Annotated in this window: 19 protein-coding genes and 3 tRNA genes; 17 read left to right on the top strand and 5 right to left on the bottom strand. The window is 32.2% G+C overall.

Annotation, left to right across the window (positions count from 1 at the left end; genetic code table 11):
- A complete protein-coding gene (locus tag ABNT65_RS11635) occupies positions 1-1236 on the bottom strand; it encodes an ammonium transporter (RefSeq protein ID WP_348745915.1) in 1236 nt (411 codons plus the stop codon).
- Between the two features lie 13 nt (positions 1237-1249).
- Positions 1250-1588: a P-II family nitrogen regulator gene (locus tag ABNT65_RS11630; RefSeq protein WP_348706970.1), complete on the bottom strand. Its 339-nt coding sequence runs from the start codon at positions 1586-1588 to the stop codon at positions 1250-1252.
- A gap of 820 nt (positions 1589-2408) precedes the next feature.
- On the opposite strand from ABNT65_RS11630, the gene ABNT65_RS11625 reads away from it, so the two are divergent.
- Positions 2409-3200, top strand: coding sequence for a tRNA pseudouridine(38-40) synthase TruA (locus tag ABNT65_RS11625; RefSeq protein WP_348706969.1), 792 nt, complete (start codon positions 2409-2411; stop codon positions 3198-3200).
- 31 nt (positions 3201-3231) lie between these two features.
- Here ABNT65_RS11625 and ABNT65_RS11620 read toward each other — a convergent pair whose 3' ends face one another.
- The 3 genes from ABNT65_RS11620 to ABNT65_RS11610 form a co-directional block, all read right to left on the bottom strand.
- Positions 3232-3909, bottom strand: coding sequence for a GNAT family N-acetyltransferase (locus ABNT65_RS11620; RefSeq protein ID WP_348745914.1), 678 nt, complete (start codon positions 3907-3909; stop codon positions 3232-3234).
- Between the two features lie 67 nt (positions 3910-3976).
- Positions 3977-4549 (bottom strand): hypothetical protein, encoded by a 573-nt coding sequence (locus ABNT65_RS11615; RefSeq protein ID WP_348745913.1) that lies wholly within the window; start codon positions 4547-4549, stop codon positions 3977-3979.
- Between the two features lie 123 nt (positions 4550-4672).
- Positions 4673-5815: an acyl-CoA dehydrogenase gene (locus ABNT65_RS11610; RefSeq protein ID WP_348707113.1), complete on the bottom strand. Its 1143-nt coding sequence runs from the start codon at positions 5813-5815 to the stop codon at positions 4673-4675.
- A 94-nt stretch (positions 5816-5909) separates the two neighbouring features.
- Here ABNT65_RS11610 and ABNT65_RS11605 point away from each other — a divergent pair, with 94 nt between their 5' ends.
- The 16 genes from ABNT65_RS11605 to ABNT65_RS11530 all read left to right on the top strand — a co-directional run bounded on the left by ABNT65_RS11605 (position 5910) and on the right by ABNT65_RS11530 (position 19046).
- Positions 5910-6983 (top strand): anhydro-N-acetylmuramic acid kinase, encoded by a 1074-nt coding sequence (locus tag ABNT65_RS11605; protein ID WP_348745912.1) that lies wholly within the window; start codon positions 5910-5912, stop codon positions 6981-6983.
- 290 nt (positions 6984-7273) lie between these two features.
- On the top strand, positions 7274-8500 hold the full coding sequence (locus ABNT65_RS11600; RefSeq protein WP_348706965.1) for a Glu/Leu/Phe/Val dehydrogenase dimerization domain-containing protein: 1227 nt from the start codon (positions 7274-7276) through the stop codon (positions 8498-8500).
- Positions 8501-8521: 21 nt separating this feature from the next.
- A complete protein-coding gene (gene nhaB / locus ABNT65_RS11595; RefSeq protein WP_348745911.1) occupies positions 8522-9994 on the top strand; it encodes a sodium/proton antiporter NhaB in 1473 nt (490 codons plus the stop codon).
- Between the two features lie 112 nt (positions 9995-10106).
- On the top strand, positions 10107-10793 hold the full coding sequence (locus ABNT65_RS11590; RefSeq protein ID WP_348737676.1) for a MotA/TolQ/ExbB proton channel family protein: 687 nt from the start codon (positions 10107-10109) through the stop codon (positions 10791-10793).
- On the top strand, positions 10793-11185 hold the full coding sequence (locus tag ABNT65_RS11585) for a biopolymer transporter ExbD (protein ID WP_348706962.1): 393 nt from the start codon (positions 10793-10795) through the stop codon (positions 11183-11185). Before ABNT65_RS11590 ends, ABNT65_RS11585 begins: the two co-directional genes overlap by 1 nt.
- 2 nt (positions 11186-11187) lie before the next feature.
- On the top strand, positions 11188-12012 hold the full coding sequence (locus ABNT65_RS11580; RefSeq protein ID WP_348737678.1) for an energy transducer TonB: 825 nt from the start codon (positions 11188-11190) through the stop codon (positions 12010-12012).
- A gap of 21 nt (positions 12013-12033) precedes the next feature.
- Complete coding sequence (locus ABNT65_RS11575; protein WP_348737679.1) at positions 12034-13245, top strand: folylpolyglutamate synthase/dihydrofolate synthase family protein; 1212 nt, start codon at positions 12034-12036, stop codon at positions 13243-13245.
- 70 nt (positions 13246-13315) lie between these two features.
- Positions 13316-13390 (top strand) — tRNA-Val (locus tag ABNT65_RS11570).
- 25 nt (positions 13391-13415) lie between these two features.
- Positions 13416-13490: transfer RNA gene (locus ABNT65_RS11565), tRNA-Val, on the top strand.
- Positions 13491-13540: 50 nt separating this feature from the next.
- The gene (locus ABNT65_RS11560; RefSeq protein WP_348737681.1) at positions 13541-13789 is read left to right on the top strand and encodes a GIY-YIG nuclease family protein; all 249 of its coding nucleotides are present in this window, start codon (positions 13541-13543) and stop codon (positions 13787-13789) included.
- Positions 13784-13855: transfer RNA gene (locus tag ABNT65_RS11555), tRNA-Ile, on the top strand. The genes ABNT65_RS11560 and ABNT65_RS11555 overlap by 6 nt, the downstream gene beginning before the upstream one ends.
- A 149-nt stretch (positions 13856-14004) precedes the next feature.
- The gene (locus ABNT65_RS11550) at positions 14005-14940 is read left to right on the top strand and encodes a Gfo/Idh/MocA family oxidoreductase (RefSeq protein WP_348745910.1); all 936 of its coding nucleotides are present in this window, start codon (positions 14005-14007) and stop codon (positions 14938-14940) included.
- Between the two features lie 38 nt (positions 14941-14978).
- Positions 14979-15410, top strand: a complete 432-nt coding sequence (locus ABNT65_RS11545) for an adenylyltransferase/cytidyltransferase family protein (protein WP_348706957.1) — start codon at positions 14979-14981, stop codon at positions 15408-15410.
- An 8-nt stretch (positions 15411-15418) separates the two neighbouring features.
- Complete coding sequence (locus tag ABNT65_RS11540; protein WP_348745909.1) at positions 15419-16744, top strand: UDP-glucose/GDP-mannose dehydrogenase family protein; 1326 nt, start codon at positions 15419-15421, stop codon at positions 16742-16744.
- Between the two features lie 26 nt (positions 16745-16770).
- A complete protein-coding gene (locus ABNT65_RS11535; protein ID WP_348745908.1) occupies positions 16771-17760 on the top strand; it encodes an SDR family oxidoreductase in 990 nt (329 codons plus the stop codon).
- A gap of 2 nt (positions 17761-17762) precedes the next feature.
- The gene (locus tag ABNT65_RS11530) at positions 17763-19046 is read left to right on the top strand and encodes a nucleotide sugar dehydrogenase (protein ID WP_348745907.1); all 1284 of its coding nucleotides are present in this window, start codon (positions 17763-17765) and stop codon (positions 19044-19046) included.
- Positions 19047-19070 lie beyond the last annotated feature (24 nt).

Below are 19070 nucleotides of genomic sequence, written 5' to 3'. Positions count from 1 at the left end.
TTATTCGTTTAATCTAAATTCAGGATAGGCGTTAATTCCATGCTCGGATTTGTCCAGTCCTTCTAATTCTTCTTTTGGTGCTACACGTATTCCAATTGTTTTTTTCAAAGGATATATGATTAAAAAAGAAGTAATGATACAGGTGATAGCATAGGTGAATACACCTATTAATTGTGATAAAAACTGACTCCAACCAGCTAATTGACCAAAAATACCAACCGCTAGCGTTCCCCAGATACCGCATACTAAATGAACGGCTATGGCGCCAACAGGGTCGTCTAGTTTCCATTTGTCTATTGCACTTACGGCTATAACCACTAGTGTACCAGAAATGGCTCCAATGATAATAGCATTAGTTGGAGACATTTGATCAGCACCAGCGGTAATTCCTACTAATCCGCCTAAAATTCCGTTTAAAAACATAGTAAGATCATAATTTCTATAAGCAATGGATGAACTTAAGAATGCAAGAACCCCGCCTGATGCTGCTGCCAAACAAGTGGTAACTAAGGTTAATGAGGTTTTAGTAGGATCGGCAGAAAGTACAGATCCTCCATTAAAACCAAACCAACCAAACCATAATATAAGTACTCCAGCAGTAGCTAATGGAATATTATGTCCTGGTATAGCATAAGATTTTCCGTCTTTAAATTTTCCTATTCGTGCTCCTAGTAGCCAAACAGCTATTAAAGCGGCCCAGCCGCCAACTGAATGGACTAAGGTAGAACCAGCAAAGTCATAAAAAGGAGTTTCCATTTTATCTAAAAAACCACCTCCCCATTTCCATGATCCAACTATTGGATATACGAAACCAACATAGATAAAGGTAAAAATGATAAAAGCATTTAATTTCATACGTTCTGCCACAGCTCCAGAAACAATAGTGGCGGCTGTTGCAGCAAACATGCCTTGGAAAAGGAAATCAGTCCAATACGTGTATCCAGTGTTGTATGATAAATCTAAAACACCATTTTGTAAAGGAGCTTGTAAGCCCCAACCAGCAAAACCTAATATTCCATATGAGTTAGTTGTAAAGTCAGGATACATAAAATTAAATCCAATACAGCAATAGAGAAGTAGGCCTACAGTAATGATAAAGATATTTTTAAATAAGATGTTTAAAGTATTCTTTTGTCTCGTTAAGCCTATTTCTAAAAAAGTAAAGCCTAAATGCATTATAAAAACTAATGCAGTACAAATCATCATCCATATATTATTGGTAGAAAGTATATCCATAAATAGTATTTTGTTAGTTAAGTGTATCATTCCCTTTTTCCCCTGTTCTAATTCTGTAGCATTCTTCTATATTGGAAACAAATATTTTTCCATCTCCCACATTTCCAGTAGCTCCAGATGATAGTATAGCATTAATTGTAGCTTCTTTAAACTCATCATTTACTACTATGGATAAATACCTTCTTTGAATGTCGCTAGTGCTGTAAGAAATACCTCTATACACATGCCCTTGCTTTTCATTACCTAATCCAGTTACATCCCAATACGAGAAGAAGTTAACGCCTACCTCATGTAGAGCTTCTTTTACCTCATGAAATTTTGATTTTCTAATAATGGCTTCAATTTTCTTCATTAAAAAGGTTTTAAAAGTGTTGTAAATGTTATGAATGGATACTAAAATTTAGCAACCAAAATTCTAAAGAAGACACCTTACGTGTTTTCAGGAGTAATTCCCATTATGGGAGTAGTTTTGATAATAACTGCCTAAAAAAATAGTTCTTTGATTAAGAGTCTATAGGGATAGGTATTGGGTTGTTGTATATCCGAAATTGATATGATGTATCAATTTTAAAGGGTATCAAAACTAGGTTCGTAAATGATCTTATATGTATGGTTATATAATTGGAAGATGTATGTGTCATTGTTTTTTCAAAAAAGGATATTAATGAACGACACAAATTGAAATAGCTATAAACATATTTAATAACATGCACTAGAAAAGTGCTAACTACAAGTACTTTTAAAATGAATGATATGTCTTTTTTTAAGCTAAACAGTGTGTTTGTATTTGAATTAATGACACTTCAAATTTCATGTAAAAACCCTTAAAAAACAAATGATTACTAGGTTTGGGGGCTTCGAAAACCTTTTCGAAAGAAGTAGCGTGTTAAAAAAGTATAGGTAAAAATGATGATATGATAAATTGGGGTTTTACAACACTTATCAAAAGTTAATCTGGTAAAAAAAAGGTTTAAAAAGTAAGGATTTAATAAAAATGCATTTTTCTTAAAAAAAAGTTGATATTGGTGTTTTTAATATAGGTGTAAAACCCGTTTTTAAGTGTTTTGTTGTTGAAATATTATTTTTATGTTAATTTTTTTAAGAATAATGTAATTAGTTTTGAAAGGGTAACTGGTTTAAAAAAGAGTAATTTCGCTTTTTAGATTATAAATATGGGATATCAACATCAATATATAGTAAACATTCAGTATTTAGGATTTCGTTTTCACGGATGGCAGAAACAACCTAATTTGAAAACAGTACATTGGGCGTTAGATAAAACATTGAAGTTTGTATGTAAGGGAATTCGATGTAAGTCTGTTGGAGTAGGTAGAACTGATGCCAAAGTTTCTGCTGAAGGTTACTTTTTTCAGTTGTTTATAGATGAGGTTTTAAATGTAAAGGATTTTGAAAGGCTGTTTAATATAAATTCACCATCGGATATTCGTTTACAAACTATTGAGAAGATTGAAGATCCTACTTTTAATATTATTCAACAACCAAAAGTTAAAGAGTATCGTTATTATTTCTCTTTTGGAGAGAAAAACCATCCATATTGTGCTCCTTTTTTAACAGGAATTTTAGGTAGTTTGGATGTTTCTTTAATGAAAGAAGGCGCTAAGTTGTTTAAGGGTTTTCATAACTTTAAAAGATATTGTACAAAACCATCTGAAGAAACAAAGGTAGAAAGAACAATTATAGATTGTAAAATTGAAGTAAATGAAGAAATTACGGCTTCTTTTTTTCCAGATAAAAGTTATGTGTTAATTGTTAAAGGAGAAGGTTTTTTAAGAAATCAAATACGTTTAATAATGGGCGCTTTATTTGAACTAGGGAAAGGAAATTATAGTTTAGATTTTATTAAAGACTCATTGAATCCGGATACTTCTATTGAATTTTTAAAAACGATAGCACCAGCATCTGGTTTGCATTTACATGCTATAGAGTTTAAAAATAATGAGTAATACCAATTGATTTTTAGAATATTTTATAAGGTTATTTTACTAAATAATGTCTCCACACCATTTTTCGAATACTTTTAAAGCCTAATTTTTCATATAGTTTTATAGCACTAACATTTTTATCGGCTACATGAAGTATAGGTATTTTTCCTTTATCGAGTATTTTTTTACAAGTATGTGCTACCAATTGTTTCGCAAGACCTCTTCTCGTATAGTTAGGGTGCGTTACTACTGCACTTACTTCTATAAATTCGTTTAGTTGTAGCCTTTCACCTGTAATAGCTACTAGCTTATTGTCAATAAAAATACCATAATAGTCTCCCATTTCAAAAGTTCTTTTTTTATAATAGCCAGGCATTACTAACCATACTAAATCGTAGATTTCTTGTATGTGGTTTTCTGTTAGTTTTTCAATTGTATGGCTGTAAGTAGGTTCAGCTAAAGCTTCTAAAACCATTTGTTCACAAGGAACTGCTTTGTCAAATAAAATAGAGGCTGGTTTTTTAGGTGTTTCACCAACTATAAAAAAATCTTTAGTTAACTCAGCGTACTTTAACATAGCCTGTTGAGTGTCTTCAAAATGAGTAAACGCTCCAAAAGGACATATATCTGGATGGTAAAATTTTACATTATTATAGGTTATTGCAAACTTTTCATGCGTTTCACAGAGTGAATGCCAAACGGGGTTTTCTAATTTCTTAAACGTATCCATGCTATAAAAGTAAAAAAGCCTACCCAATAAAGGTAGACTTTAACATTTTTTAAAGTTTTAATAGTTTTTAAAGCTTGAATACAATACCTAAGCCTACGTTAGACATATTGTTGCCATCATTTGTAATTCCGTTATAGCTTGCTTGTACAGCAATGTTATCAGCAAATTCATAGCTTAGCAAAGGCCTATAATAAAACCCGCCTTTATTTCCTGTGTTTAATCCAATACCATACCCTACATCAGCTCCTAAAGCAAATTCTTCAGAAAGATTAAATCTTGCAGCAGCAGCAACAGGAAGGAATTGAACATCTCCAAAGCCACTATTACCTTCTGTTTTGCCAGAATAATTAATGAAAGCTACAGAAGGACCAATTTTAAAATCATCAGAAACATTAAATAAGTAGTTAGCTTCAGCCGTTAAAGCATAAGAATAAACGTTACTAGTATCACCAAGAGGAAGGCCAAAGTTTGCACCTAAGCTAAATTGTCCGTCAGGTAATTTAAGATCTTCAGATATTGTAAAGCTAGCTCCGTCACTATTGTCATTAGGAAAAATAGGTTGAGCGTTAGCTGGTTCATTTGTTTGAGCGTTTACGAAGATTCCAATCATTAATACAAAGAAAAAGAATAGTTTTTTCATGTTTTAAATTTTAAATGTTAGGGTTGTGCTATCAAACATCATACCATACTGATGTTAATAAAAACACAACTTTAAAATTTAACTTTTGAAAAACTATTCCTTAAAAGTATATATTAAAAATTGTTAGTCTCTTAAAAGACTTCTAGAGATTACTATTTTCTGTATTTCAGAAGTACCTTCATAAATCTGAGTAATTTTTGCATCACGCATTAAACGTTCTACATGGTATTCTTTTACAAAACCATTTCCTCCATGAATTTGTACAGCTTCAACAGTGTGTTCCATAGCTACTTTAGAAGCGTATAATTTAGCCATAGCACCAGAACGGTCATAATTTTTACCAGCATCTTTTTCGCAAGCGGCTTGCATTACTAAGTGGCGAGCAGCTGAAATTTCAGTATACATATCTGCTAACTTAAATGCAATTGCTTGGTGATTGCAGATTTCAGTACCGAAAGCCTTACGTTCTTTAGAATATTTTAAAGCTAGTTCATAAGCTCCTGACGCAATACCTAAAGCTTGAGCAGCAATACCAATGCGTCCTCCTGATAAAGTTTTCATAGCAAATTTAAATCCAAACCCATCTTCACCTATTCTGTTTTCTTTGGGAACTTTTACATCATTAAATTGTAATGTATGCGTATCAGAACCACGAATTCCTAATTTATCTTCTTTAGGTCCAATGTGGAAACCTTCCATGCCTTGCTCAACAATAAATGCATTAATTCCTCTATGTCCTTTGCTTCTGTCTGTTTGTGCTATTACTAAATAAACTCCAGCACGACCACCGTTAGTTATCCAGTTTTTAGTACCATTTAATAAGTAGTAATCACCTTTATCTTCAGCAGTAGTAGCTTGTGAAGTAGCATCACTACCAGCTTCAGGTTCACTTAAGCAAAAAGCACCAATTTGTTCACCAGTAGCTAATTTGGTTAAATATTTTTGTTTTTGCTCTTCAGTTCCATAGGCTTCTAAACCATAACAAACTAATGAGTTGTTTACAGATACCATTACAGAAGCCGAAGCATCTATTTTAGATAATTCTTCCATAATCAATACGTAAGAAACACTATCCATACCGCTACCTCCATATTTAGGATCTACCATGATTCCCATGAAACCTAATTCTCCCATTTTTCTAACTAATTCGTTAGGGAATTCTTGTTTCTCGTCTCTCTCAATAACTCCTGGTAATAACTCGTTTTGTGCAAAATCACGTGCAGCATCACGAATCATTAAATGCTCTTCTGTAAGATTAAAATCCATTATCGTTAATATATTTGTTAAATTCGTAAAAAATGTTCCCAAAGATACTTTTTTAATGTTAAATTTTCAATAGATTTTTCTATTTTCACCAAATATGATAGGAGATTACACGCATGTTATCGGATTAATGTCTGGAACTTCATTAGATGGAGTTGATTTAGTTTATGTTAGATTTAAGAATGAGAATTACACTAATTTTAAAATATTGGCTTCAGAGACTATTCCATATACATTGGAGTGGAAAAAAGAGTTACAAGAAGCAATTTTTTATTCAAAAGAAAAGTTAGCATATATAAATGTAGCATATGGTGTTTTGTTAGCAGATATTCTGAACACTTTTATTGAAAGCAATAAAATATTTAAGGTAGATTTTATTGCTTCTCATGGACATACAATTTTACACCAACCAGAAAAAGGATATACATTACAAATAGGAGATGGTCAAACTATAGCTAATAAAACAAAACAAAAAGTAGTTTGTGATTTTAGGACACAAGATGTAAAGTTAGGTGGTCAAGGAGCTCCGTTAGTACCTATAGGTGATAAAATGTTATTTAGTTCTTATGACTATTGTGTTAACTTAGGAGGTTTTGCTAATGTTTCTTATGAAAAAGAAAACTACAGATTAGCATTTGACATTTGCCCTGTAAATATTGTTTTGAATTTTTATACAAGAAAATTAAATTTAGATTACGATGATGGTGGGCAGTTAGCGAGATCAGGAAAATTAAACAATAAATTACTTGAAGGACTGAATAAAATTCCTTTTTACAGTAAAAGTCCACCAAAGTCTTTAGGATTGGAATGGGTGCAAGAATCTATATTTCCTTTAATTGATACTTTAGAAAAAGATATTCCAGTAATACTAAATACGTTTGTAGAACATGCGGCTATTCAAATAGCTACTATCATAGAAATACCCTCTAAAGTTTTATTTACTGGAGGAGGTGTTTTTAATAGCTATTTAATAGAACGTATTGAATTTTACACAAAACAAAGGGTAGTAGTTGTAGAAAAAGAGCTTATAGAATATAAAGAAGCACTCATATTTGCTTTTTTAGGAATTTTACGTGTTCATAATAAGGTTAACTGTTTGGCTTCAGTAACAGGTGCAACAAAAGATCATTCTTCAGGAGAAATATTTACTCCTAATTTAAAGGAATGTTAAAATCTTAAAATTAACTGGAAACTTTTTGGAATAAAAAAGTTTCCATCGTATTTTAGCAACCGTTTTATTACAAGGTAATTTTAAACTCCACTTTAATGACCTTTAAAACATGGTTTAACAAATTTATAATGTTCAAGATATGTTTTTTTATGGTAAGTTTGTGGAATTAATAAAATCTAAAAATATAAAGAGATGAATCAGCTTTAACTCCCCTTTTGGGGAACTAATTTTTTATGGTAAGAAAGAATATGGAATAGAAAATCATAAAGTTGAACATTAATTTATATACAATGAAAGAATTATTAAAAAAATACGAAGAAAAACAACCAGAAATAGTTTTTAATTGGAAAGATTCCGAAACTGAAGCTGAAGGATGGACTGTCATTAACTCTTTAAGAGGAGGAGCAGCAGGTGGAGGAACTAGAATGCGTAAAGGTTTAGATAAGTACGAAGTAATGTCTTTAGCAAAAACTATGGAGGTGAAGTTCACAGTTTCTGGTCCAGCAATAGGAGGTGCAAAATCTGGCATAAATTTTGATCCACACGATCCTCGTAAAAAAGGAGTGTTAGAAAGATGGTATAAAGCTGTAGCTCCTCTATTGAAAAGTTATTATGGTACTGGTGGAGACTTGAATGTAGATGAAATTCATGAAGTAATTCCAATAACAGAAGATAGTGGTGTTTGGCATCCGCAAGAAGGAGTTTTTAATGGACATTTTAAACCAACTGAGGCCGATAAGATTAATAGAATAGGGCAGTTAAGGCATGGGGTTATTAAAGTAATTGAAGATAAAAACTTATCACCTGATGTTTTAAAAAAGTATACGGTAGCGGATATGATTACTGGGTATGGTGTAGCAGAAGCAGTTCGTCACTATTATGATATTTATGGAGGCAGTGTTTCAGGAAAAAGAGCAATTGTTCAAGGTTTTGGGAATGTTGGATCTGCTGCAGCATATTATTTGGCACAGATGGGAGCTAAAGTAGTTGGGATTATTGATAGAGTTGGAGGAGTTATTAATGAAGAAGGTTTTTCTTTTGAAGAAATAAAACAACTTTTCCTAAATAAAGATGGAAATACTTTAGTGGCTGAGAATATGATTCCTTTTGAAGAAATGAATGAACGTATTTGGAATTTACCATGTGAAATATTTGCTCCATGCGCTGCATCTAGACTAGTAAGACAAGAGCAGATAAATCAAATGATTAATACAGGTTTAGAAGTTATTTCTTGCGGGGCAAATGTGCCTTTTGCTGATAAAGAAATATTCTTTGGGTCTATTATGGAAGATACTGATAAAAAGGTGAGTTTAATTCCAGACTTTATTTCTAATTGTGGAATGGCAAGAGTATTTGCATATTTTATGGAAAGAAGAGTAGAAATGAGTGATGAAGCAATTTTTGAAGATACATCAAGAATAATAAAAAAAGCGTTACAAAAAACGTTTGCAAAAAGCGCTTCAAAAACTAAAATAAGTGAAACGGCCTTTGAGATAGCATTAAAAGAATTAATGTAAGAAGGCTACAAATTTAATACTATGTTTAAATATTTTTTGGGTAATAGCCCTAAGTGGTTTAAAATGACCATGCTTGGTTTTTTAATATTTAATGTTTTTTCTCTTTTTGTTTTTGGGAAAACAATAACTGCTTGGCTTTTTATAGGGGAGTTTATATTTACACTTGCCATGGCACTTAAATGCTATCCGCTTCAATCAGGGGGATTATTGGCAATTGAGGCTTTAGCTTTGGGGTTAACTACGCCTAAAAACGCTTATAATGAAGTAGATCAAAACTTGGAAGTAGTATTGTTGTTGGTCTTTATGGTAGCTGGTATTTATTTTATGAAGCCTTTGTTGATGTATGTATTCAGTAAGGTGTTTACTAAAATAAAGTCAAAACTAGTACTGTCTTTGTTATTTGTATTCTTAGCAGCAGTGCTATCAGCTTTCTTAGACGCTTTAACTGTAACAGCAGTATTAATAAGTGTAGCTGTTGGTTTTTATGGGGTTTATCATAAAATTCATTCGAGTTCTGAAGATTACGATGATGATGGTATATTAGATAGAAAGGAATTAAGTGGGGAAACATTAGAGCAATTTCGTAGCTTTTTAAGAAGTTTAATTATGCATGGAGTTGTAGGTACGGCCTTAGGAGGAGTATGTACGTTAGTTGGGGAGCCACAAAACCTTTTGATTGGAGAGAGAATGGGATGGGATTTTATTGAATTCTTTAAGCAGATGGCACCAATAACGATACCTGTATTGTTTGCAGGTTTGGGGACTACTGCAGTATTAGAAACTACCGGATGGTTTGGTTTTGGTGCAAAATTACCAAAGGTAGCAGCGGAAATAATTGAAAGTTATACTATTGAAGAAGATAAAAAGCGAACAGATAAGCAAAAATATGGTTTAATAGTACAAGGAGTTTCGGCGTTGCTTTTAATTGCTGGACTAGCATTACATATTGCACCTGTTGGTTTTATTGGTTTAGCTTTAATTATTGTACAAACTGCATTTATGGGGATTATTGATGAGCATCAATTAGGACATGCTTTTGAAGAGGCATTACCTTTTACAGGGTTATTAGTGGTGTTTTTTGTAATTGTAGCAATGATTCACGATCAACATTTGTTTAGTCCAATAATTGACTGGGCATTAAAACAAGATCCTGCTTCTCAGCCTGGTCTATTTTACATAGCAAACGGATTCTTATCGGCTATTAGTGATAATGTATTTGTGGCAACGGTGTATATTGGAGAAGTAGAAAATGCCTTTAAAAGTGGGGCTATTGATAGAGCGCATTTTGAGAAACTAGCGATTGCTATCAATACTGGAACCAATTTACCAAGTGTGGCAACGCCAAATGGGCAAGCAGCATTTTTATTCTTATTAACATCGTCTTTAGCACCATTAATTAATTTATCTTATGGTAAAATGGTAAAAATGGCTTTACCTTATACAATAGTATTAGGTGGTTTAGGATATTTAATGGTAAAATTAATCCTATCATAAATTTTAAAACATATTTATTTTATATTTTTAAATCCTGAATTGAAAAGTTCAGGATTTTTTTAAACAATTAAAAAAGAACTAATTCGTTAGTTATTTATCTAAATTTAATTTAATGTTAGCATATTTTCAAGATCAAGAAGAGTTGTTAGAAGGGGTGTCACAAGAAAAAACATTGTCAATCTATAATTTAATTATGGATGGAGGCGTAGGAGGGCAAATAATTATAGCGCTGTTATTTGTTTTATTAGCAGTAGCATTATATATTTATTTTGAACGATTTTTTGCGATTAAAGCAGCTTCTAAAGTAGATAAAAACTTCATGAATCAAATTAAAGATAATATTACGGAAGGGAAACTAGAAAGTGCTAGGGCATTATGTGATAATACAGATACGCCAACCGCAAGATTAATTGGTAAAGGAATTTCTAGAATAGGGAAGCCTTTAGATGATATCAATAAAGCTATTGAGAATGCTGGGAAATTAGAAGTATATCAATTAGAAAAAAATGTAAGTGTTTTGGCAACAATTGCTGGTGCAGCACCAATGATTGGTTTTTTAGGAACGGTAATCGGTATGATTGTTGCAATTCATGAAATAGCTAATTCTGGAGGGCAGATTGATATAAAAATGCTTTCAGATGGATTGTATACAGCAATGACTACAACGGTTGCAGGATTAATTGTTGGTATTATAGCGTATATTTCATACAACCACTTGGTGGTAAGAACAGATAAGGTGGTATATCAAATGGAGGCGAAGTCGGTTGAGTTTTTAGATTTATTAAATGAACCAGTATAATGAATTTAAGAGGTAGAAATAAAGTAGATCCAAGTTTTAATATGTCTTCAATGACAGATATAGTTTTTCTGTTATTGATATTTTTTATGTTAACTTCTACACTGGTAACAGTTAGTGCAATAGATGTATTGTTGCCTAAAGCAGGAGGAAAAACAGAAAACAATACTTCAGTGGCTGTTACAATTACTAAAAATTCATCTTTCTATTTAGATAAGTCGAAAGTGTCTTCAGGAAATTTAGAAAGCGAGTTGTTGAAGAGGGTTGGAGCTGATAAAAAGAAAACTGTGGTAATTAGAGGAGATCAAAACGTTCCTTATAAGAATGTGATGAAGGTGATAGATATTGCTAATAAAAATAAATTAAAAATGATATTGGCTGTAAAAGGCAAGTAAATATGTCGATTTTAGATACAAAACATAAAAAGAAATCAGCAGTTATAACAGCATTAATATTGTTGTTGTTATTGTTTGGAATATTTAATTATGGGATGCAGTACTTGGATCCGCCAATAGAATATGGATTAGCAATTAATTTTGGAAATTCAGAAGTAGGGAGTGGAGAACCTGTGGAGAAAACAAAAGAACAATCGGTTTCAGAGAAAGTAGAAGAGGTTGTGGAAGAAGAAGTAGTTGAGGAAGCTCCTTCGGAAACAATTAAAGAGGAAGTGGTAACTGATGATACAGCAAAAGATGTTCCTGTAATTGAGAAAAGCGAGGAAAAGAAAGAAGAAGTAAAAGAAATAAAAAAAGAGACAAAACCTAAAAAGAAGCCAAAACCAAAACCTTCAAAAGCAACAACGGACGCTTTGAATAGTTTGCTTAATGGAACCTCAAAAGATGGAGCTAATACTGGAGAAGGTGATGACAAAAAAAGCGGAGTTAAAGGAAATGAAAATGGCGACCCTAATTCTTCTAAATATTACGGAAATGCAGGAAGTGGTTCTGGAGGAAATTATAATTTGGCAGGAAGAAAAGCATTGTCAAAACCAATAAAAAAACCAAATTGTCAAGAAGAAGGAATTGTGGTTGTAAGTATAGAGGTAGATAAAAATGGAAAGGTTATAAAAGCAGTTCCAGGTGTAAAAGGGTCTACAAATACCGCTCCATGTTTATTAAAACCAGCCAAAGAAGCAGCTTTAAGAACAAAATGGAATGCTGATGGGAATGCTCCAACAAAACAAAAAGGAACAATTATCTACAAGTTTTCTTTATCACAATAACAAGTAATTTTTATTCAGTTAATGACTTATCAAGAAACATTAGATTGGATGTTTGGACAACTACCAATGTACCAACGTCAAGGTAAAACTGCATTCAAAAAAGATTTAACCAATATTTTAGCGTTATCTAAACATTTGGGAAATCCTGAAAAGCAATTTAAATCAATTCATGTAGGAGGCACTAATGGAAAGGGGTCTACAAGTCATATGATAGCATCAATATTACAGGAAGCTGGTTATAAAGTAGGCTTGTATACTTCACCACATCTTAAAAATTTTACAGAAAGAGTTCGGGTGAATGGAGAAGAGATCTCTAGAGATTCTGTGGTTAGTTTTATTGAAAAAAATAAAGTTTTTTTAGAAAAACAACAATTGTCATTCTTTGAAATGACTGTCGGTTTGGCTTTTAATGAGTTTGCTATAGAGGAGGTGGATATAGCGGTTATAGAAGTTGGTCTAGGAGGTAGATTAGATTCAACAAATATTATAACTCCTGAAGTGTCAGTGATTACTAATATAGGGCTAGATCATACCCAGTTTTTGGGAGAAACGTTGCCAGAAATAGCTTTTGAAAAAGCAGGCATTATAAAAAAAGAAGTTCCAGTTGTCATAGGTGAACGACATTCTGAAACAGAAAAGGTTTTTCTAGATAAAGCTAAAGAATGTAATTCTGATATCTTTTTTGCTTCAGATGCAAGTGATATAATGTATAAAACGGATTTGTTGGGGGCTTATCAGGAGAAAAATATGAAAACGGCCATTGAAGCGATAAGTAAGCTAAAAGACTTTGTGATTTTAAAATCAGATATTGAACGGGGTTTTTTAAATGTAGTAAAGAATACTAATTTAAAAGGAAGGTGGCAAGTTTTACAAGATTCACCAAAAATAATTTGTGATACAGCGCATAATAAAGAAGGACTTTTTTATACGCTAAAACAATTACAAGAAGAAAAATATGAAAATCTACATATTGTTTTAGGTGTAGTTGCTGATAAAAAATTAGAAGAAGTATTACCAATGTTTCCTAAAAAAGCAACGTATTATTTTTGTAAGCCAAAAATTCCAAGAGGACTTTCAGAAAAAGAGTTACAAGAGAAAGCAAAAGAATGTGGATTGATAGGTAGAGGTTTTTCTTCTGTAAAAGAGGCTTTTGTGTCAATGAAGGCTAATTTGAAAGATAAAGATATAGCATATATAGGAGGGAGTACTTTTGTGGTGGCTGAAATTTTATGAAAAAAAGTTTAAAAAAAGTGTTGTCAATTCTAAAAATAGTTATATATTTGCATCCGCAATTAACAAGCAAGGGCGCGTAGCTCAGTTGGTTCAGAGCACTTGGTTTACACCCAAGGGGTCAGGGGTTCGAATCCCTTCGCGCCCACAACCTTGAAAAGTTAATTGCAAACGGGCGCGTAGCTCAGTTGGTTCAGAGCACTTGGTTTACACCCAAGGGGTCAGGGGTTCGAATCCCTTCGCGCCCACAGAAATAAAAGCTGCCTTTCTATGGGTAGCTTTTTTATTTTATATAGCTATGAAATATTACGTGTATATACTGTATTCAAATTATTTGGGTAAATATTATATCGGGTCCACTTCAGATATTGAAAATCGTTTAGAGAGACATTTATCAAATCATAAAGGTTATACGTCTAAAGCGAAAGACTGGAGAGTTGTTTACAAAGAAGAATTTCAGACTAAATCTGAAGCGCTTTTTCGAGAGCGGGAAATAAAAAAATGGAAAAGTAGTAAGAAGATTGAGGTTTTGATAAATCAGGTGTAGCTCAGTTGGTTCAGAGCATCCCGATTATAATCGGGAGAGTCAGGGGTTCGAATCCCTTCGCGCCCACAAATAAAAATCCTCATCAATACCTGATGAGGATTTTTTGTTTAAAAAGAATTTGAGAATTTCATTTTTTGTAAATTCGTTGGCTAAAGTTTTCCCTGTGTAGGAGTGAGGCTGTTGATGTTTGGTTTTGGGGTGATAATTTTTTATTTATGAAGAATTTTGCAATGATTGGAGTGGCTGGTTATATAGCTCCAAGACATTTGAAAGCAATAAAAGATACCGATAATAAGTTAATAGCAGCGCTTGATAAATTTGATAGTGTTGGGGTGATGGATAGTTATTTTCCAGAAACTAAGTTTTTTGTAGAGTTTGAACGTTTCGATCGACATATCGAGAAGATAAAAAGACAGCTAGATATAAAGTTGGATTATGTAAGTATCTGTACGCCTAATTATTTACATGATTCTCATATTAGAATGGCTTTGAGAAGAGGTGCTGATGCGATATGTGAAAAGCCGTTGGTTTTGAATCCATGGAATGTTGATGCACTTCAAGATATAGAAAAAGAATCGGGCAATAAAATTAATACGATTTTACAATTAAGGTTGCATCCGAGTATTATTGCTTTAAAAAACAAAATTGAAAAAGAGAATAAAAAAGAAAAGTATGATGTTGATTTGACTTATATAACCTCACGAGGTGGATGGTATCATGTTTCTTGGAAGGGAGATGAAAGTAAGTCAGGAGGTATTGCTACAAATATAGGGATACATTTTTATGATATGTTGTCTTGGGTCTTTGGTGATGTTCAAGAGAATGTTGTACATTTGAGAGAGAATGATAAATCTGCAGGGTATTTAGAGTTTGAAAAAGCAAGAGTTCGTTGGTTTTTGTCAATTAATGAACAATCACTGCCAGTAGAAGTTAGATTGAAAGGTCAAAGAACATATCGTTCTATAACTGTTGATGGAGAGGAGGTTGAGTTTAGTGGTGGTTTTACGGAGTTGCATACAGAGAGTTATAAAGAAATATTGAACGGAAAAGGTTTTGGATTAAGTGAAGCAAGGAGGTCTATTGAAATGGTACACGAAATAAGGAATAAAGAAATTATAAATTTAGGAGAGAAACATTCTTTTTTGTATTAGAAGATATATATATTTGCCTAGCAAAAAATTAAGAGAAAATGAAAGTAGGAATAACATTTAGTGCATTTGATTTATTACATGCAGGTCATATAAAGATGTTGGAGGAAGCTAAGCGTCAATGTGATTACTTGATTTGTGGTTTGCAAACAGATCCGACTTTGGATAGACCAGAAAAAAACAGACCTGTACAATCTGTAGTGGAAAGATATATTCAGTTAAAAGGATGTAGATATGTGGATGAAATAGTTCCTTATGCAACGGAGCAAGACTTAGAAGATGTTTTACGTTCGTTTCATATTGATGTTCGCATTATTGGAGATGAATATGCTAATAAGCGTTTTACAGGTAGAGATTATTGCGAGAAAAAAGGGATAAAGTTATACTTCAATAAAAGAGAGCATCGCTTTTCAAGTAGTGGGCTAAGAAAAGAAGTTCATCAAAAGGAAAGTTTAAAATCCAAAGATAAATAATTTTATAAATGAATATAGCCATTGTAGGAGTGGGTTATGTAGGCTTGGTCTCTGGAGCCTGTTTTTCTGAAATGGGAAATAAGGTTTTTTGTGTTGATCTTGATAAAGATAAGATTGATAGGTTGAACAAAGGAGAAGTTCCAATATATGAGCCAGGTCTTGAAAGAATGGTTGTTGAGAACTTGGAAAGTGGAAACTTAATTTTTACCACGAATGTAAAGGAGGTTATTAATGAGGTTGAAGTTGTTTTCATTGCAGTTGGAACACCAATGGATAAAGATGGATCTGCTGATTTAACAGGAGTCATGGATGTTGCAGAAAAGATTGGGGAAGTTCTGGAAAAGCAACTTATTGTAGTTAATAAATCAACGGTTCCTGTAGGAACAGCAGATAAAGTTAGAGAAGCAATTAAGATAGAGTTAGATAAAAGAAAAATACGTGTTAAGTTTGATATTGTTTCAAATCCAGAGTTTTTAAAAGAAGGAGATGCTATAAATGATTTTATGAAACCAGATCGAGTTGTTATAGGTGGAGATTCTGAATTAGTCTTTAATAAAATGAAGGAGTTGTATAGCCCCTTTTTTAGAACTCATGATCGATTTATAACCATGGATGTTCGCTCAGCTGAAATGACTAAGTATGCTGCAAATGCAATGTTAGCAACTAAGATTTCATTTATGAATGAAATGGCTAATATTTGTGAAAAAGTAGGTGCTGATATTAGTAATGTAAGGTTAGGAATAGGTTCTGATAATAGGATCGGATATAGTTTTATTTACCCTGGTATAGGGTATGGAGGAACTTGTTTTCCTAAAGATATTTCTGCAATTAAAAAAGTTAGTTTAGATCAAGGGTATGAACCTTTGATAATAAGTGCTGTAGAAAAAGTAAATGAAGAACAAAAGAAGTGTTTTTTGAATAAAATAATTTCAAGGTTTAGTAGAGATTTATCTAAATATACTTTTGCTGTTTGGGGTTTGTCATTTAAACCTGGAACGGATGATATGAGAAAAGCACCGTCAATATACATTGTAAAAGAACTGTGTCGTATGGGAGCTCAAGTAAGAGTGTATGATCCAAAAGCATTAAAAAAAGCAAAGGAAATTTATTTAAAAGGAGAGAGAAATGTAGAGTATTTTGAGAATAAATATGAGGCTTTGAAAGATGCAGATGCTATGGTTTTATTAACAGAATGGAAGGAGTTTCGTTCACCAGACTTTAATAAAATAATAGAAAGATTGAAGCTTCCTGTTATTTTTGATGGAAGAAATCAGTATTTGAAAAATGATTTAGAAAAAAGAGGAATAGAATATTATAGAGTGGGTAAGAAATAATAATCCATGATTAATTTTTATAAAAGATGGTAATTGAAAGTAAACTTGAAGGGAAAAAAATACTAGTAACTGGAGGAGCTGGATTTATAGGTTCAAATCTATGTGAGAAACTTCTTGAGTTAAATAATGAGGTGGTTTGTCTAGATAATTTTGCTACTGGAAAAAAAGAAAATATTGAACATCTGTTTACGAATAATAAGTTTACTTTGTTAAAGGGAGATATCAGAGTTTTGGATGACTGTAAAAAGGCTGTTGCGGAGGTAGATTATGTTTTACACCAAGCCGCATTAGGTTCAGTTCCTCGCTCAATAAAGGATCCTATAACCTCAAATGATGTTAACATAAATGGGTTTTTAAATATGTTGGTAGCATCTAGAGATGCAGGGGTAAAAAGATTCGTATATGCAGCAAGCTCTTCTACTTATGGAGATTCTGAAGCTTTACCAAAAATAGAAGATAAAATAGGAAAACCTTTATCTCCTTATGCAGTTACAAAGTATGTTAACGAGTTATATGCAGATGTTTTTTCTAAAACATATGAGTTAGAAACAATAGGTTTACGTTATTTTAACGTCTTTGGAAGGAAACAAGATCCAAATGGAGCTTATGCAGCTGTAATACCTAAATTTGTTAGTCAATTAATGAAAGGACAATCACCAACTATTAATGGTGATGGTTCGTTTTCCAGAGATTTTACATATATTGATAATGTGATACAAGCTAATATTTTATCATTAATTACTGATAATCCACAAGCAATTAATACAGTGTATAATGTAGCTTTTGGAGATAGAAATACATTGAATGATTTAGTAGGGTATTTGAAAGAATATTTGTCAGAATTTGATAAAAAAATAAATCGTATTGAAGTTAATTACGGACCAAATAGGGTTGGGGACATACCCCATTCTCATGCAAGTATTGATAAAGCAAAAGAAAAACTAAATTACAATCCACAGTTCTCTTTACAAGAAGGTTTAAAAGAATCTGTAAAGTGGTATTGGGAAAATTTATAAAAATGAAACAACCAAAAATAGCAATTATAGGATTAGGTTATGTTGGATTACCTTTAGCAAGATTATTTGCTACTAAATATTCAGTTGTAGGTTTTGATATAAATCAAGAAAGGATAGATGAGTTAATGTCTGGGGTTGACTCAACATTAGAGGTAGAAAATGAAATTTTACAATCTGTTTTGTTGAAAGAGAATTCAAATGAGTTAGGGTTATATTGTTCTAGATCTACTGAAGATATCAAGGATTGTGATTTCTATATAGTTACTGTCCCAACTCCAGTTGATAAAAATAACCGACCAATATTAACTCCTTTAATAAAAGCTAGTGAAACTGTAGGTAGTGTGTTAAAAAAGGATGACATAGTTATTTACGAATCTACTGTATATCCTGGAGCAACAGAAGAAGAATGTATTCCAGTATTAGAACAGGTTTCAGGATTGAAATTTAACCAGGATTTTTATGCAGGATATTCACCAGAAAGAATAAACCCAGGAGATAAAGAACATACTGTAGAGAAAATACTTAAAGTAACATCAGGTTCAACAATTGAAATAGGAAAGAAAATTGATAAATTATATAAATCGGTAATTACTGCAGGAACTCATTTAGCACCTACAATTAAAGTAGCAGAAGCAGCTAAGGTTATTGAAAATTCACAAAGGGATATTAATATTGCTTTTGTTAATGAATTGGCAAAAATTTTTAATTTAATGGATATTAATACTCATGATGTATTGGAAGCTGCAGGAACGAAATGGAATTTTTTACCATTTAAACCAGGTTTAGTAGGAGGACATTGTATAGGAGTAGATCCTTATTATTTAGCTCAAAAAGCTCAAGAGTATGGTTATCATCCAGAAATAATACTAGCAGGTCGAAGGTTAAATGATAGTATGGGAGAATATGTGGCTTCTGAGGTAATTAAGCTAATGATTAAAAATGATATTAAAATCAAAGGAGCAAAAATTCTTGTTTTGGGTATTACATTTAAAGAAAATTGCCCTGATGTTCGTAATACAAAAGCAGTAGATGTAGTTAAGTCTTTAAAAGATTATGGTACCTATGTAACTATTTTTGATCCTTGGGCTGATGAAGAGGAAGTTGAGGAAGAGTATAATTTAAAGTCTACGAGAAAATCTCCAGACGAAAAATTTGATGCTATAGTGTTAGCTGTTGCTCATGAGCAGTATAAGAAAATGAACTTAGATAGCTTCAAAAAAGAAAATTATATAATATACGATGTGAAAAATGTTTTAGAAGAAAATACAAAGTATAATAGTTTGTAATCAATTGTAAGGAACATTTTGTTC

The organism is Tenacibaculum sp. 190524A02b (assembly GCF_964036645.1).
Lineage (GTDB): Bacteria > Bacteroidota > Bacteroidia > Flavobacteriales > Flavobacteriaceae > Polaribacter > Polaribacter vairaonense.
This window is presented reverse-complemented; position numbering and strand designations above follow the sequence as displayed.